This window comes from Deinococcus indicus (assembly GCF_002198095.1).
GTDB lineage: Bacteria > Deinococcota > Deinococci > Deinococcales > Deinococcaceae > Deinococcus > Deinococcus caeni.
The window spans coordinates 552,807-567,610 of sequence record NZ_NHMK01000009.1 but is presented as its reverse complement, the minus strand read 5'-3'; the positions used below and the strand labels follow the sequence as shown (position 1 = coordinate 567,610).

The following is a 14,804-nucleotide window of genomic DNA, read 5'->3' as shown; positions in this document are numbered from 1 at the left end:
CAGAATTGGAACAGAAAAACCCGCCTTCCCGGTGGGGTCGGCGGGCTGTTCGTCTGTTCGGGACGCTTACAGGATGTCGTCGCGGATGCAGGCCTTGAAGTGGCCGGGGCTGACTTCACGCAGTTCCGGAACGATGTTCGCGCAGTCGGCGATCGCGTAGCGGCAGCGGGTACGGAACACGCACCCCGACGGCGGGTTGATCGGGCTGGGAATGTCGCCTTCCAGGATGATGCGCTGGCGTTTGACGGTGGGGTCCGGCACGGGCGCGGCCGACAGGAGCGCCTCGGTGTAGGGGTGTTTGGGGTTGGTGTTCAGCTGGCGGCTGGGCGCGATCTCCATGACGCGGCCCAGGTACATCACGATGATGCGGTCGCAGATGTACTCGACGACCGCGAGGTCGTGCGCGATGAACAGCACGGTCAGGCCCAGTTCTTCCTGCAGGTCCTGCAGCAGGTTCACGACCTGCGCCTGGATCGAGACGTCGAGCGCCGAGACGGGCTCGTCGGCGACGATGAACGCGGGGTCCACGGCGAGGGCGCGGGCGATCCCGATGCGCTGGCGCTGGCCGCCCGAGAACTCGTGCGGGTAGCGGCGCATGTGCTCGGGGCGCAGGCCGACCTTCTGGAGCAGTTCGGCGATGCGGTCGATGCGGCCCTTGCCGGGGTGCAGGTTGTGGATCTGCATGGCCTCACCGATGATGTCGGAGACCGTCATGCGGGGGTTCAGGCTGGCGAAGGGATCCTGGAAGATGATCTGCATCTCGCGGCGGTAGTCACGCATCTGCCCTTTGGACAGTTTGGTGATGTCGGTGCCGTTGAACAGCACCTGCCCGCCGGTCGGTTCGATCAGGCGCAGGATGGCGCGGCCGGCGGTGGTCTTGCCGGAACCGGACTCGCCCACGAGGCCGACGACCTCGCCGCGGCCGATCTTGAAGGACACGTCGTTGACGGCCTTGACGTTCCCGACGACGCGGGAGAGCAGGCCCCCGCGGATCGGGAAGTACTTCTCGAGGTTCTGGACGTCGAGCAGGGTGTCGCCGGTGGCGGGCATGCTGCGGCGGGTCTGTGCGGTGGTGGCGGTCATGCAGTCACCTCGTTCTGGGCCTGCGCGAAGTCACGCCAGCGGATGCAACGGGACATGTGGCCGTGGCCGGTGTCCTCGAGGGCGGGGACGGCCTTGGAGCAGTCGGGCACGGCGAACTTGCAGCGCGGCTCGAAGGCGCAGCCGGGCGGCAGGCTCAGGGGGTTGGGAACGTTGCCGGGAATGGCTTCCAGGCGGCCTTTGGGCTGGCCGGGCTCGTGCGCCTCGCCGGGGCGGGGAATGGAGTTCAGCAGGCCCATGGTGTAGGGGTGGCGGGGTGCCTTGAAGATCTCGACGACGTCGCCTTCCTCGACGACGCGGCCGCCGTACATGACGACCACGCGGTCGGCCATCTCGGCCACGACGCCCAGGTTGTGCGTGATAAACAGGATGCTCATGCCCACGTCCGCCTGGAGTTTGCGCATCAGGTCCAGAATCTGGGCCTGGATGGTCACGTCGAGCGCGGTGGTGGGTTCGTCGGCGATCAGCAGGGCGGGTTTGCAGCTCAGGGCCATGGCGATCATGACGCGCTGACGCATCCCGCCGGACATCTGGTGCGGGTACTCGTTCACGCGTTTTTCGGGGGCGGGGATCCCCACGAAGCGCAGCATGTCGGTGGCGACGCCCATGGCGTCTTTCTTGTTCTTGCCCTGGTGCAGCATGACGGCCTCGGCGATCTGGTCACCGACGGTGTAGACCGGGTTGAGGCTGGTCATGGGTTCCTGGAAGATCATGCTGATGTCGTTGCCGCGGATCTTGCGCATGTCGGCTTCGCTCAGCTTCACGATGTCCTTCTGCACGCCGTCCTTGCCGGTGAACAGGATCTCGCCTTCCACGATCTTGCCGGGCGGGGTGGGGATCAGGCGCATGACGGACAGGCTGGTGACGCTCTTGCCCGAGCCGGACTCGCCGACGACGGCCAGCGTCTCGCCCTTGTTGATGTGGAAGGTCACGCCGTCCACGCTCTTGACGACGCCGTCGTCGGTACTGAAGTAGGTTTTCAGGCCGTTCACGGCCAGCAGGACTTCACCCTGATGGGTCATGGTTCCTCCGATTTAAACACGTAGCGCATCATACAACCGTTCCGTCGCGCCGGGTCGGGGCTGATGGGTGGGTGTGGCCAGGGAATCCGGCCACACGGGGCGGCGCACCTGCGGGGGGTCATAAGGACTGCCGTTTGTTTCGCCGACAATCCGGAACCCGCTTTACTCCCCCCCCGCTTCGCTCGGATTGAATGGGCTTTGCATCCTATTCAATCCGAGTCCGTATCAGGAACGTTTTCTGGGGTCGAAGGCGTCGCGCAGTCCGTCGCCGAGCAGCTGGAAGCACATGACGGTGAACACGATGAAGAAGCCGGGAATCAGCACCCAGGGGCGGGTGTTCAGGCTACTCAGGCCGCCGTCCTGCGCCTGCTTGAGCAGGCTGCCCCACGAGGCGTAGGGTTCCACCGCGCCGATGCCCAGGAAGCTCAGGCCGGACTCGGTGAGGATGGTGGCGGGAATGGCGAGCGAGGTGGTCACGATGACGTAGGTGGTCATGGTGGGCAGCATGTGCCGGATCATGATGCGGTTGTCGCTGGCGCCCAGGCTGCGGGCGGCGGACACGAAGTCCTGTTCGCGCACGCTGAGCAGCTGTCCGCGCGTGACGCGGGCCAGGCCGCCCCAGTTGATGAACGCCAGGATGCCCAGGATCACGTACAGCGCCAGGATGGGGTTGATCTCCTTGGGGAACACCGAGCGCAGCAGGATCAGCAGGAACAGCGTGGGGATGGAGGCCAGCACCTCGACGAGGCGCATGATGACCGTGTCCACGAACCCGCCGAAGTACGCGGCCATGGCGCCCATGAACAGGCCGATCAGGGTGCTGATCAGCACCGCGGCCACGCCGATGGTCAGGCTGATCTGCGAGGCGTACAGGGTGCGGCTGAGCAGGTCGCGGCCCAGGTCCTCGCCGCCCATCAGGTACACCTTGCAGTCGGGTTGTCCGGTGCCGAACAGGTGCAGGTTGCCGGGGAACAGGCCCAGGATGCGGTAGCTGTCGCCGCGCACACCGAAGTAGATGGGGCATTTCTCGGTGCTGGGCTTGAACTCGTTCACGAAGGTGTCCATGTTCAGCTGCTGGGTGTACTTGAACACGAAGGGCCGCCCGAACGCGCCGGTTTCCGGGTCGCGGAAATTGACGGGCGTGGGCGGGTGGAAGCGGGTGATGTTGCTGGTCGAGTAGTTCGACAGGCCGTCCGGGGCCAGGAACGGCGCGAAGATCGCCATCAGGTACAGCAGGATGATCATGGTCCCGCCGATCTGCGCGAGGCGGTTCTTGCGGAACTGCCCCCACGCGACGGACAGCTGGGACTGCGAGCGGACCGGGGCCTTGACGGGGGTGGAGGTTGGAACGGTGGTCACGCGGGTCACCCGACCTTGATGCGCGGGTCGACGACCGCGAGGAGAATGTCGCTCAGGGCGTTGCCGATGACCAGCAGGACGGTGCCGAGGACCGTGAAGCCGGCGATCAGGTACAGGTCCTGGGTGTTGATGGCGTCGAGGATCATGGGCGTGATGCCGGGGTACGCGAACACGACCTCGGTCAGGCCGGCGCCACTGATGGCGGCCGGCAGCAGGCCGCCGATGCCGGCCACGATGGGCAGGATGGCGTTACGGAAGGTGTGCTTCCAGATGGCGGTGCGTTCACTGACGCCCTTGGCGCGCGCGGTGCGGATGTAGTCCGAGCGCATGACTTCCAGCATCAGGCCGCGGATGACGCGGGTCAGGCCGGCGGCGTCACTGATCGCCAGGACCAGCGCGGGAATCAGCAGGTGCTTGAGCACGTCCCAGACCTTTTCCAGCGGGGCCATGGCGTCGAAGCCGTTACTGGTCATGCCGTTGATGGGAATGTCCCAGCCGGTCGCATTGCGGATCTGCAGGATGAAGTAGATGACGATCAAGGCCAGGAAGAAGCTGGGGAAGCCCAGCAGGAAGTACAGGACCACGTTCACGGCCTTGTCGCCCAGCGAGTTCTGGCGCACGGCGCCGAACACGCCCAGCGGAATGGCGATGGCGTAGAAGAAGATCAGGTTCAGCAGGACCAGCCACAGCGAGTTCAGGACGCGGGGAATGGCGACGTCCAGGACGGGCTGCTGGTACTGGAAGGACAGTCCGAAGTTCAGGTTGAAGATCATGTTCTTCATCCACAGCAGGTACTGTTCGATGGGGTGGCGGTCCAGCCCGAAGTTGCTTTCCAGCGCGGCGATCTGCTCGGGGCTGATGTTCGGGTTGAGCTTGGCGGGGGTCAGGAAGTCACCGGGGGCGAGCTGAATCACGAAGAAGATCAGCAGGCTGGCCAGGAACAGGGTGGGAATGGACTGCACTACGCGGCGCAGCAGGAATGGGATCATGCGGGTACTCCGTGGGCGTCATGGGTGTGGGGGGCAGTCCGCGCGGGCGGACCACCCCCCGTGGGAGCAGAGAATCGGCTCTGGGGCTTACTTGACGAAGGTCAGCGGGAAGTAGCGGTGACCGTAGTAGGCGTCCATCATGTTGGCCGTGAACTCGCCGCCCAGGCGCTCGTTGTACGCCACGTGGTAGTTGCCGCCCACGAGGTAGATGACGGGCTGCAGTTCGCCCTCGACCTTCATGAGCTGCCCGCCGATGGCGCGGCGCTTGGCGTCGTTCAGTTCGGCGTCGCCTTGGTAGTACAGCTTGGTCATCAGCTGTTCCTGGCTGGTGGCGCACTTGCCGTCGGTGGGGTTGTTGTAGGAGTGTAGGTTGGTGCCGCAGGGCACGACGTTGCTGCCGAAGCTCCAGATGTTGCTGCCGCCGCTCAGGCCCAGCAGGATGGCATCGAAGGGACGGTTCTCGCCCTTGGAGGTCAGCTGGCTGACCAGGGTGTTGAAGTCGATGGGGGTGAAGTTGACCTTCACGCCGACCTTCTTGGCCTCGTCGGCGAAGATGCGGCCCAGCTGCTCGCGGACGGTGTTGCCGGCGTTGGTGCTCAGGTTGAATTCCAGGACCTTGCCGGCCTTGTCGACGAGGAAGCCCTGGGCGTTCTTCTTGGTGTAGCCCAGCTGGCCGAGCAGTCGGCTGGCCTCGGCGAGGTTGTACTTGTAGGTGGGCGCGCCGGCCGACAGGCCCGCGTCGATCTGCTGCTTGAAGATCGGGTAGGTGCTGAAGTACGTCTCGCTGCCCAGGCCGCCCAGGGCGAGCTGCACCATGGCCTGACGGTTGGCGATGTGGCTCATGGCGCGGCGGAAGCGCACGTCACGGAAGAGCTTCTGCTTGGCGGGGTCGCTGGCCTTGTTCCAGTTGAAGGTGATCCACTGGCTGGTGGCCTGGGGGCTCACGTTGGCCTTCAGGAAGGCCTTCAGGTTACCGGCGTCGATGGCCTTCTTGGTCTGGGCCAGGTCGTCGGCGTTGCGCATGGCGACCGTGTCGAGCTGGCCGGCCAGGAAGGCGGCGAGCGCGGCGTTGGCGTCGGCGACGATGCGCACGGAGAGGTTGTTCAGGTAGGGCAGTTCCTGGCCGCGGCCGTCCTTGTTCCAGTCGCCCCAGTTGCTGTTCTTCTTGAACACGGCGCGCTCGCCGGCGCGGTAGGTCTCGAGCACCCAGGCGCCGGGGCTGACGATCTGGCTGGGGGGCGTGGCGAGGGTCCACATCTTCTTGATGGCCTCGGCGCCGCCTTCGCGGTAGGCCTTGCCGAACACGTGGTCGGGCCAGGGGGCGTAGCTCATGATGCTCAGGGCGCTGGCGCTGGGCTGCGGGAAGTCGAACTGCAGGGTGTAGGTGTCGAGCTTCTTGACCGTGATGGGCTTGCCGATCAGGAAGAAGGTGTCGCGGCTGTTGCTGCCGACCTTGTCGTCGGTGTGGATCTTCCAGGTGGTGACCCAGTCGTCGGCGGTGATGGCCTGACCGTCGCTGAACTTCATGCCCTGGCGGATCTTGACCACGAAGCGCTTGTTGTTGTTACTGACCACGGGCGCGCTGGCGGCCATGTAGGGGATGAACTCGTCGTTGCGGGGATCCTGGAAGAACAGGCCGGCGCTGTCCTCAGTCATACGCTGGGTAATGCTGTCGGCTTCCGAGCTGGTGAAGGGGTTGAAGGTCTTGAAGTCGCTGATCGCGGACAGACGCAGTTCGCCGCCACGCTTGTTGGCGGTGTTCTGTTCGCCGGTCCAGGCGGCAGGCCAGACGAAGGCGCTCTGGGCGGCGGCGCTGCCGACGGTCAGGGCAAGGGCAAGGGTCAGAACTTTCTTCATGTGGTCCTCCGGGTGGTTCTGGAAAACGGCAACGATCCGGCGGGGGGTCGTCGCGTTGGGTTGAATGGGTTTCCAGCTCAGTCAATATATGGACTGGCCTAGTTCAGGTCAAGGAAAACACAAATGCTGGACACTGTTTCTCATGATTCTGTGCGAGAACAGCCGGATGAACTGGCGGTCAACCTGATAACAGCCTCATGAAGTGGCATCTGCAAAGCGGGCGGCTCATCGCTGGCGTTCAGGCCGACATGGAGCTGACAGACAGCTGCCAGCAGGCCCTGCCACCCCTATCCGCCGGAGTGCATAAAGATCCAGCTCTGGAGCCGCTTTGTTATCCCTGCGGTCAGCTGCCCGGGCCGTGAATCGCCACACGTCCTGATATGCAGGACGTCAGTGTTCCTCATGAGGCGGGGGCGCTGCCCAGGCCAGCGCGGAAGAACCCCGGACGCCGCCGGAGACCGACAGCAGAAACGCCGGAAAGCACCCGCAGGGCTCCCGGCGTCCTGGCCGCCCTCCGGCGGCAGTCCCCTCATACGAATTCCGTTTGTTTCGCCAACAATCCGGAACTTCACCGGATTGCCAGCTCCACGTCCGGAACCCGTTTCTCTCCTACTCGCTTCCCTCGGATTGAACGGGCTTTGCAGCCCATTCAATCGGAGTCCGTATCAGCGGGAAACGAAACCGATCAGCAGCGCCAGCAGCATGAACAGGCCGCCCAGCACGCTGGTGATCCGCACCAGACCACCCTCGACGCCACGGCCGCCCAGCAGCGAACCGCCAGACGCCATGCTGGCCGACAGGCCCGCCTGCTTGGGCACCTGCAACAGCACGAAGAACACCAGCGCCACACACACGAGCGCGAACAGAACGACAAACAGGTTCAGAATCATGATTGACCTCGGAAGTCGGCAGCTCCGGAACGCATGATCATGCACGCGCGCCGGGCACCGGTCTGAACGCAGTGTATCAGGCGCGGCCCGCCCCTCCCCCGGCGGGCGTCAGCGGCGCCGCAGCTTGCGGTACCCGCGCCGCACGCCATGGTCGGGCCGCACCCCGTCCGCGATCAGGTGCAGCCACTGACTCAGGTAGTACCCCACCCCGAACGGCGCGAGCACCTCGGCGCTCAGCTGCGGAACGGGCGGCAGGGTCAGGTCCGGCAGCACGAAGCGCAGCAACCCCACCACCAGCGCGATCAGCGCGCCCAGGTACGCCAGCCGCGTCAGCGGCCCCAGAATCCAGGTGTGCGACAGCCCCCGGTGACTGAACATCATGCCGTACGGCACCCACAGGAACCCCAGCAGCCCCCAGTGGCGTTTGCTGTCCACACGGCCCTCGGCCAGATCCAGGTCCGGCGAGAGCAGGAACGTCCCGGCCGCGAACGCCAGCGTGAAATTCAGACCCTGGGCCGGCGTGACGGTCAGCAGGTCCTGCCGGGTGGCGACCAGCGCCCCCGCCGCCAGCACGCTGTACGCCGCGATGTTGATGAGGTTGTGAACACGTCCGCTTGGCACGCGCGCCATTGTGCCACCCTTTGCCCGGCGCGGCGTCCCGCCCACCTGCCCCTGCCCAGCCCCCCGACCGGGGGCAGCGGGCGGTTCATGCGCCGTCAGCTCCGGTGCGGCATGCTGTGATGACCATGCCCCGCACCCCTGTCCGTCTCGCCTGGCTGCTGTCGGCGGCCCTGGCCCTGAGCGCCTGCGACCTGACCCCCACCCCGACGGACACAGAGCCACCTGTCACCGAGCCGCCCGTCACGCAGCCGCCCACGACCGCCCCGGCCACCCTGACCACACGGACCATCCCCCTGGAGCAGCAGGCCGCCGTCACCCTGGACGTCCCGTTCGGGGGCCGCTGGTCGGTCACGAACTTCCCGAGCTGGCTGAAACTCTCGGCGCAGGCGGGCCAGGGCAACGTGGTGTTCACCCTGACCGCCGACCGGGCCGCCGCCACCCGCCTGAAAGCCGATCAGGCCACCCTGAGCGGCAACCTCACCCTGAACTGGACGTCCGGCACCGGCAGCTCCGCGCAGAGCGGCCAGACCGTCTGGACCGTCACGGCCGCGCAGTACAGCCTCCGCGGGCGGGTCAACGCACCCGCCGTACAGGGGCAGGGCGTGCAGACACAGGGCGTGCAGACCGGCCACCCCGTCACGCCAGCCCCGCAACCGGACGCGGCCGGCGTGATCGTCAAGTACCGCGCCAGCCTGACCGCGCAGGCCACCGGCACCCGCGCCGCCACCCTGACCGCGCAGCAGGCCGCCACCACCCTGCGCGGCGCCGGGGTGACCGTCCAGGCCTCCCGCCCCCTCGACAGCCGCAGCGCCGCCCTGCGCGTGCAGGACGTCCCGGCCGCCCTGCGCGCCCTGCGGGCCGACCCGGCCGTCGAGTACGCCATTCCCGACGTGATCCTGCGCACCCAGGCCGCCGCTACACCCGTCGTTCCCACCGACCAGTTCGCCGGGCTGCAGTGGGCGTACCCGCTGACCGGTTACGGCGCCGTGTGGCGCGACATGGAAGGCGGCGCGTACACCCGCCCGGTCACGGTCGCCGTCATCGACACCGGCGTCCGCTACGACCACCCGGACCTCCAGGGCCGCCTGTGGACCCCCACCGAAGGCGCCCTCGACCTCATCACGGACCCCGCCAACGGCGACGGCGACGGCCCGGACACCGACCCCACCGACCCGTCCGTTCCGGGCCGCACCACCGGCAGCCACGGCACGCACGTCACCGGCCTCATCGCCGCCCGCTGGGGCACCAACGCCCCCAGCTGCCCCGCGTGCAGCCCGACCGGCGTGGTCGGCGCCACGCACACCGCGAACGTCAGGGTGCTGCCCATCCGCGTCATCGACGCCAGCGGCAACGCCACCGAATCCGACGTCGCCACCGCCATCCGCTACGCCGCCGGACTGCCCGTCAGCGTGAACGGCGCACAGACCCGCACCCCCCACCCCGCGCAGGTCATCAACCTCAGCCTGGGCGGCGCCATCAGCGCCACCAACGCCCAGGCCATGTGCGAGGCCGTCACGGACGCCCGCACCGCCGGCGCCCTCGTCATCGCCGCCGCCGGCAACGGCTACGGCACCACCCCCTACTACCCCGCCGCCTGCCCGGACGCCGTCGCCGTGGGCAGCGTCACCCTCAGCGGCGGCAGCGCCCCCGTCCGCTCCCCGTTCAGCAACGCCTACCCCCAGGTGCAACTCACCGCGCCCGGCGGCAGCGCCCCCTTCAGCACCGACGCCTTCAACGGCGCCACCCTGAACGGCCAGCCCTTCCCCGACGAGATCCTCTCCACCAGCTGGGACTACATCCGCAACGAACCCAACTACGAGGCGCAGGTCGGCACCAGTCAGGCCAGCCCGCAGGTCGCCGCCCTCGCCGCGCTGCTGCTCTCCAAGGGCGTCACCACCGACGCCAGCAGCACCCTCGCCCGCCTGAACGCCACCGCCACCGACCTCGGCGCCGCCGGCCGGGACGAACAGTTCGGGTACGGCCTGATCAACGCCGCCGCCGCCCTGAACGCCCCCACCGTGAGCGACCGCTTCGGCCTGCGAATGCAGGACAGCCGCGGCCAGACCTTCCAACCCGCCCTGGACACCCTGGGCCACTTCCAGGCGTGGCTGGGCGACGGCACCTACCGCGTCACCGCCGGCGAGGACACCAACGGCAACGGCATCTACGGCGAGAACGGCGAACGCCGCGACGAACGCACCGTCACGCTGTCCAGCACGGAACCCGGCGTGGACCTGGGCGACCTGCAACCCCGCTGATGGCTGATGGCTGATGGCTGATGGCTGATGGCTGATGGCTGATGGCTGATGGCTGATGGCTGATGGCTGATGGGCGGCCCCACTTGCGCGGGGCCGCCCATCCTTCGTCTGGGGCCGTGAAGTCATACGGACCCCGGTTGGAGGGTCATTGCAACCCCTCCAGGCCAAGCAGCGCGAGAAGGAGCAACACGGATTCCGTCTCAGCAATAGACCTCCTGCGAAAGTCACGCCACACCGGCAACGCTGCGGTTACATACCGCTGCAATGAGATTGACGCGTACAGAGAAGCGCCGCCTCCGGTGACGGTAAATGTCCTTCAGCACGCGGAAAATCTTCAGACACCGGATGACATGCTCGACCCGCCTGCGGGTCGACGCCAGTTCCCGGTTCTGTTGACGCTGTTCAGGGGTCAGCGGCGCTTTCTTTGTCGCTTTGTGCGGTGTCACCGAGTGACCTTGATGCGGCCGAATGCCCTGGTCGCCGGCATCCCCGATCAGCGCCGTTTCTGGATGGATCTGGACGCCTGACTGCCGAAACAGGGTGAGGTCATGCATGGACCCGAAGGCGGTGGCAACGCACAGGATCATGCGTGTGGACACGTCGATCACGACCTGCGTTTTGAGGGTGTGCCGTTTCTTCTTGCCGCTGTACCAGCGGCGTTGTTGGCTGGTCGGTCGTTCACACGGGGTTTCAGCGGCATCTACGGCGATGATCTGGAAGACGTTCTCTTCCTGTTTGAGGCTCTTGCGGCCAGGAAGTCGGAACTCTCCGCTGTGGATCAGGGCGGTTTCGACGCGCTCCACCGTGCGCTGCACGGTGGTTTCGTGAATGTTCCAGTCATGGCCGAGGTGGGCGAAGGTACGGTATTCACGCCAGAATTCGAGGGTGAGGAGGAGCTGTTCACTCGCGTTGAGGGCGGGAGGTCGACCGGACTTTTTCTTGGAGCGTTCGCGTTGGTGCAGGACGATTTCCATCTCGGCGAAGGTTTCGGGGTAGATCCCGGTGTGCCGTTTGAAGCGTGTGCGGTTTAGCTGTCGGAGGCGTTCCAGACGGTCGTGGCTCACTCACGCAGCGTAGCTGGGGACTTTCGCAGGAGATCTAATGGTGCGGACACTGTTCAAGCGCCAGAGGGGACAACCATGGAACACGTCTTCTGTCGCGCCATTCCTGCCCACCCCCTCAAGAGGGAAGGGTCAACACGGCGTGTCCATCGCTGGTCTGCCCGGAAGTGATGACCCTGTCTGCACCATTGCTCAGCGGGTCACGTCGATGACGGTGCGGCCACGGACCTGCCCGGCCAGGATCTCACCGGCCAGGGTCGGCACGTCGCTCAGGGCGCGTTCCTGCGTGACGGCGGCCAGCTTGCCGGCTCTCAGGTCGCGGGCCAGGCGGTTCCAGGCGGCCTCGCGGCGCGGGGTGGGGCAGGTGACGCTGTCGATGCCGAGCAGGTTCACACCGCGCAGGATCAGCGGGAACACGCTGGCGTTCAGGTCGCTGCCGCCCGCCAGTCCGCACACGGCCAGCGCGCCGTGCGTGCGGGTGGACGCATACGCGCCGGCCAGGGTCGCGCCGCCCACGCTGTCCACCACGCCCGCCCAGCGTTCCTTCTCCAGCGGGCGGTTCAGCGCCGTGAGTTCTTCCCGGCCGATCACGCGGCTGGCGCCCAGGCCCAGCAGGTACGCTTCCTCCTGCGCGCGGCCGGTGCTGGCGACCACGGTGTGACCGGCGGCGGCCAGGAGCGCCACGGCGGTGCTGCCCACCCCGCCGGCCGCGCCGGTCACGAGGACCTCGCCGTCGCCGGGAGTCACGCCGTGCTCCTCGAGGGCCATGACGGCCAGCATGGCCGTGAATCCGGCCGTGCCGACACTCATGGCCCAGCGGGCGTCGGTGCCGGGGGGCTGCGCGACCAGCCAGTCGGCCCTGGCGCGGGCCAGGGTGGCGTACCCGCCGTCCTGCCGCTCGCCGATACCCCAGCCGGTCAGGATCACGCCCTGCCCCGGCTGCCAGCGGCCCGTGCGGTCCTCCAACACCGTGCCGGCCAGGTCGATGCCGGGCGTCATGGGATACGAGCGCAGCACGCCGGGCCGCCCGGACACGGCCAGTCCGTCCTTGTAGTTCAGGCTGGAGTGCGTGACCTGCACGGTCACGTCCCCGTCGGGCAGGGCGCTCAGCGGCAGGGTCTGGAGGCTCACCTGCACGCCGCTGTCGGTCTTCTCGGCGCGCAGGGCGCGGTACGTGTCGGGCAGGGGGGTGGCGTCGGGCTGGGTCATGCGGGAAACCTCCGGGAACGGGAGAGCGGGGCGATCAGGGCCGTCGGGTCGGCTCCTGAGCATGAGGTGTCTGGTCCGCCCCAGCCTAGCGTGCCGCTGGCCCCGCCGCGTGACCGGGCCGGCCGTCCGGGGCGTCACCGCGCGGCAGACACCGGCGTGCCGGGCGGGGCGGGTGTGTTACACTCCGCTCTGCTATGGAGCCTCCCAGTTCTGGCTCTTCCTCGACGCCCGGTGAATTCCGCCTGAGGGCGGCTTTTTGCTGTGGCGTCACGACCACCACCGGACACCGACGGACCGCGCCCGGCAGGCGTGGACGGGCAGCATGTGCCTCGCGGATGACCGGGACGCGAACAATGGAGCGCGTCCATTCATGAATGACCTGTTTGGCATCCTCGCCTTGTTCTTCCTGGTGCTGATGAACGGCTTTTTCGTCGCCGCCGAGTTCGCGCTGGTCAGCGTGCGCCGCACCCGCATCGACCAGCTGGCCGACGAGGGCAGCAGTCTGGCCCGCGCCACGCAGCGCGCCCTGAAAAACCTCGACCTGTACATCGCCGCGACCCAGCTGGGCATCACCATGGCCAGCCTCGCCATCGGCTTCGTGGCCGAACCGGCCATCGAGCACCTGCTGCACCCCCTGTTCCCGGAGGGGCAGTTCAGCGAGGCGCAGATCACGGCCATCTCGTTCGGCGTGGCCTTCACGATCAGTACCGTGCTGCACATCGTGTTCGGGGAACTCGCGCCGAAAAGCTGGGCGCTGCAACGCAGCGAGCAGGTCAGCCTGTTCGTCATCCGGCCGCTGCTGATCTTCACGGCCATCTTCCAGTACGCCATCCGCATCCTGAACGGCATGGGCAACGGCGTGGTACGGCTGTTCGGACTGCGCGGCGTGGCCGGCCATCACGCCGCGTACTCCGAAGAGGAGATCCGCATGATCGTGGGCGCTTCCAGCCAGGAGGGCGTGCTGGAGGACAGCGAGAAGGAACTCGTGTACAACGTGTTCGACCTGTCCGACACCACCACCCGCGAGGTCATGACGCCCCGCGTGGACATGATCGTCGTGGACGGCGCCTCGCCGCTGCGCCGCCTGCTGGAAGTGAACGCCGAACACGGGTACTCGCGCGTGCCGGTCTTCCAGGACAACGCGGACAACATCGTGGGCATCGCGCACACCGGGGACATGCTGCGCCACCTGGACGAACTCGACCACGCGGTCATCGCGGACATCATGCGGCCCGTGTACTTCGTGCCCGAAGGCATGAAGATCAAGGACCTGCTCGCCAAGATGCGCGACAAGAAGAGCCACATGAGCATCGTCGTGGACGAGTTCGGCGGCACGACCGGGCTGGTCACGCTGGAAGACGCCCTCGAGGAGATCGTCGGCGAGATCTACGACGAGACCGACGAGGACGAGCTGCCCATGATCGAGGTGCTCGGCGAGGGCGTGTACCTGATGGACGCCAGCCTGACCGTCGGCGAGGTCGAGGAACACCTGGGCAGCAACCTCGAAGACGGCGAGGGCGAATTCGATACACTGAGCGGCTTCATGACCAGCCACTTCGGCGACATCCCGGCCGCCGGGCAGAGTTTCGTGCATGAAGGCTGGGCGTTCACGGTCGAGAGTGCCGATCAGCGCCGCGTGATCCGCGTCCGCGTGGAACGCGCCCCGCACCGCTCCCCCCTGGACCCCGAGGAGATCCACCATGACTGACCCCCGACCCACCGACAGCAACGCCCTGAACCTGACCCCCGACCCGCAACTGCTGGAGGGCGCCAGGGCGGCGTTCAAGCAGGCGTACGCCCCGTACAGCCGCTTCCATGTGGGCGCGGCCCTGCGCACCACCGACGGGCAGGTGTACTTCGGCGCGAACGTCGAGAACGCCAGTTACGGCCTGGGCCGCTGCGCCGAGCAGAGCGCCGTGCAGGCCATGGCGACCGCCGGGCGGCGCGACTTTGCCGACATCGTCGTGTACTCGGAGGCCACGCCGCCCGCCAGTCCCTGCGGCGCGTGCCGTCAGGTGCTGTTCGAGTTCGCGCCGGACGCCCGCGTGGTGTGCGTCAACCAGCACGGCGACATCATCAGCGGGTACGTCCGCGACTTCCTGCCGCACGGTTTCCGCCTCGAGCACCGCGACGACGGCCACCCGGTCGGCACCGAGTAATACGGACTCGGATTGAATGGGCTGTAAAGCCCGCTGGGTCCGAGCGGATGCGACTCGTAGAGCTGCCCCGCAGAGAAGGAGAGAAACGCCCCTCCGGACGTGGAGCTGGCAGGGGCGGTGACGTTCCGGATTGTCGGCGAAACAAACGGAATCCGTATAACCTTCACCGGGCCGGGCCACCTGACCCACCCTCTGAACCGGGCCTCGCCGCACCCTGCGGTCGGGGCCCGGTTCCCGTCTGCCCGAGCAGGGCGGGGACGGCCATCCGCTTGAGTCGT

General features: G+C 67.2%; 12 protein-coding genes. 3 read left to right on the top strand and 9 right to left on the bottom strand.

Translation table 11 applies throughout. The annotated features are described in order from the left end of the window. Nucleotides 1–66: 66 nt before the first annotated feature. The 7 genes from CBQ26_RS05205 to CBQ26_RS05175 all read right to left on the bottom strand — a co-directional run bounded on the left by CBQ26_RS05205 (nucleotide 67) and on the right by CBQ26_RS05175 (nucleotide 7,848). On the bottom strand, nucleotides 67–1,083 hold the full coding sequence (locus CBQ26_RS05205) for an ABC transporter ATP-binding protein (protein ID WP_088247472.1): 1,017 nt from the start codon (nucleotides 1,081–1,083) through the stop codon (nucleotides 67–69). Then, nucleotides 1,080–2,123 (bottom strand): ABC transporter ATP-binding protein, encoded by a 1,044-nt coding sequence (locus tag CBQ26_RS05200; protein WP_088247471.1) that lies wholly within the window; start codon nucleotides 2,121–2,123, stop codon nucleotides 1,080–1,082. The genes CBQ26_RS05205 and CBQ26_RS05200 overlap by 4 nt, the downstream gene beginning before the upstream one ends. A gap of 225 nt (nucleotides 2,124–2,348) precedes the next feature. Further along, nucleotides 2,349–3,482: an ABC transporter permease gene (locus CBQ26_RS05195; RefSeq protein WP_088247921.1), complete on the bottom strand. Its 1,134-nt coding sequence runs from the start codon at nucleotides 3,480–3,482 to the stop codon at nucleotides 2,349–2,351. A 5-nt stretch (nucleotides 3,483–3,487) separates the two neighbouring features. Then, the gene (locus CBQ26_RS05190) at nucleotides 3,488–4,471 is read right to left on the bottom strand and encodes an ABC transporter permease (RefSeq protein ID WP_088247470.1); all 984 of its coding nucleotides are present in this window, start codon (nucleotides 4,469–4,471) and stop codon (nucleotides 3,488–3,490) included. 87 nt (nucleotides 4,472–4,558) lie between these two features. Beyond that, nucleotides 4,559–6,328: an ABC transporter substrate-binding protein gene (locus CBQ26_RS05185; RefSeq protein ID WP_088247469.1), complete on the bottom strand. Its 1,770-nt coding sequence runs from the start codon at nucleotides 6,326–6,328 to the stop codon at nucleotides 4,559–4,561. Nucleotides 6,329–6,993: 665 nt separating this feature from the next. Further along, complete coding sequence (gene secG / locus CBQ26_RS05180; RefSeq protein WP_055362877.1) at nucleotides 6,994–7,218, bottom strand: preprotein translocase subunit SecG; 225 nt, start codon at nucleotides 7,216–7,218, stop codon at nucleotides 6,994–6,996. 108 nt (nucleotides 7,219–7,326) lie between these two features. Beyond that, complete coding sequence (locus CBQ26_RS05175; protein WP_088247468.1) at nucleotides 7,327–7,848, bottom strand: metal-binding protein; 522 nt, start codon at nucleotides 7,846–7,848, stop codon at nucleotides 7,327–7,329. Between the two features lie 116 nt (nucleotides 7,849–7,964). On the opposite strand from CBQ26_RS05175, the gene CBQ26_RS05170 reads away from it, so the two are divergent. Then, the gene (locus CBQ26_RS05170) at nucleotides 7,965–10,097 is read left to right on the top strand and encodes a S8 family serine peptidase (protein ID WP_088247920.1); all 2,133 of its coding nucleotides are present in this window, start codon (nucleotides 7,965–7,967) and stop codon (nucleotides 10,095–10,097) included. Nucleotides 10,098–10,321: 224 nt separating this feature from the next. Here CBQ26_RS05170 and CBQ26_RS05165 read toward each other — a convergent pair whose 3' ends face one another. Together CBQ26_RS05165 and CBQ26_RS05160 are read right to left on the bottom strand one after the other, a co-directional pair. Then, nucleotides 10,322–11,161 (bottom strand): IS5 family transposase, encoded by an 840-nt coding sequence (locus CBQ26_RS05165; protein WP_088247467.1) that lies wholly within the window; start codon nucleotides 11,159–11,161, stop codon nucleotides 10,322–10,324. A 189-nt stretch (nucleotides 11,162–11,350) separates the two neighbouring features. After that, on the bottom strand, nucleotides 11,351–12,367 hold the full coding sequence (locus CBQ26_RS05160) for an MDR family oxidoreductase (RefSeq protein ID WP_088247466.1): 1,017 nt from the start codon (nucleotides 12,365–12,367) through the stop codon (nucleotides 11,351–11,353). 370 nt (nucleotides 12,368–12,737) lie between these two features. On the opposite strand from CBQ26_RS05160, the gene CBQ26_RS05155 reads away from it, so the two are divergent. Next, nucleotides 12,738–14,075: a hemolysin family protein gene (locus CBQ26_RS05155; RefSeq protein ID WP_088247465.1), complete on the top strand. Its 1,338-nt coding sequence runs from the start codon at nucleotides 12,738–12,740 to the stop codon at nucleotides 14,073–14,075. Further along, on the top strand, nucleotides 14,068–14,526 hold the full coding sequence (gene cdd, locus CBQ26_RS05150; RefSeq protein WP_088247464.1) for a cytidine deaminase: 459 nt from the start codon (nucleotides 14,068–14,070) through the stop codon (nucleotides 14,524–14,526). The genes CBQ26_RS05155 and cdd overlap by 8 nt, the downstream gene beginning before the upstream one ends. The last annotated feature ends 278 nt before the right edge of the window (nucleotides 14,527–14,804 follow it).

Coding starts and splice junctions, on each gene's coding strand:
- CBQ26_RS05205 (WP_088247472.1), bottom strand. CDS start 1,083: ATGACCGCCACCACCGCACAGACCCGCCGCAGCATGCCCGCCACCGGC.
- CBQ26_RS05200 (WP_088247471.1), bottom strand. CDS start 2,123: ATGACCCATCAGGGTGAAGTCCTGCTGGCCGTGAACGGCCTGAAAACC.
- CBQ26_RS05190 (WP_088247470.1), bottom strand. CDS start 4,471: ATGATCCCATTCCTGCTGCGCCGCGTAGTGCAGTCCATTCCCACCCTG.
- CBQ26_RS05185 (WP_088247469.1), bottom strand. CDS start 6,328: ATGAAGAAAGTTCTGACCCTTGCCCTTGCCCTGACCGTCGGCAGCGCC.
- secG (WP_055362877.1), bottom strand. CDS start 7,218: ATGATTCTGAACCTGTTTGTCGTTCTGTTCGCGCTCGTGTGTGTGGCG.
- CBQ26_RS05175 (WP_088247468.1), bottom strand. CDS start 7,848: ATGGCGCGCGTGCCAAGCGGACGTGTTCACAACCTCATCAACATCGCG.
- CBQ26_RS05170 (WP_088247920.1), top strand. CDS start 7,965: ATGCCCCGCACCCCTGTCCGTCTCGCCTGGCTGCTGTCGGCGGCCCTG.
- CBQ26_RS05160 (WP_088247466.1), bottom strand. CDS start 12,367: ATGACCCAGCCCGACGCCACCCCCCTGCCCGACACGTACCGCGCCCTG.
- CBQ26_RS05155 (WP_088247465.1), top strand. CDS start 12,738: ATGAATGACCTGTTTGGCATCCTCGCCTTGTTCTTCCTGGTGCTGATG.
- cdd (WP_088247464.1), top strand. CDS start 14,068: ATGACTGACCCCCGACCCACCGACAGCAACGCCCTGAACCTGACCCCC.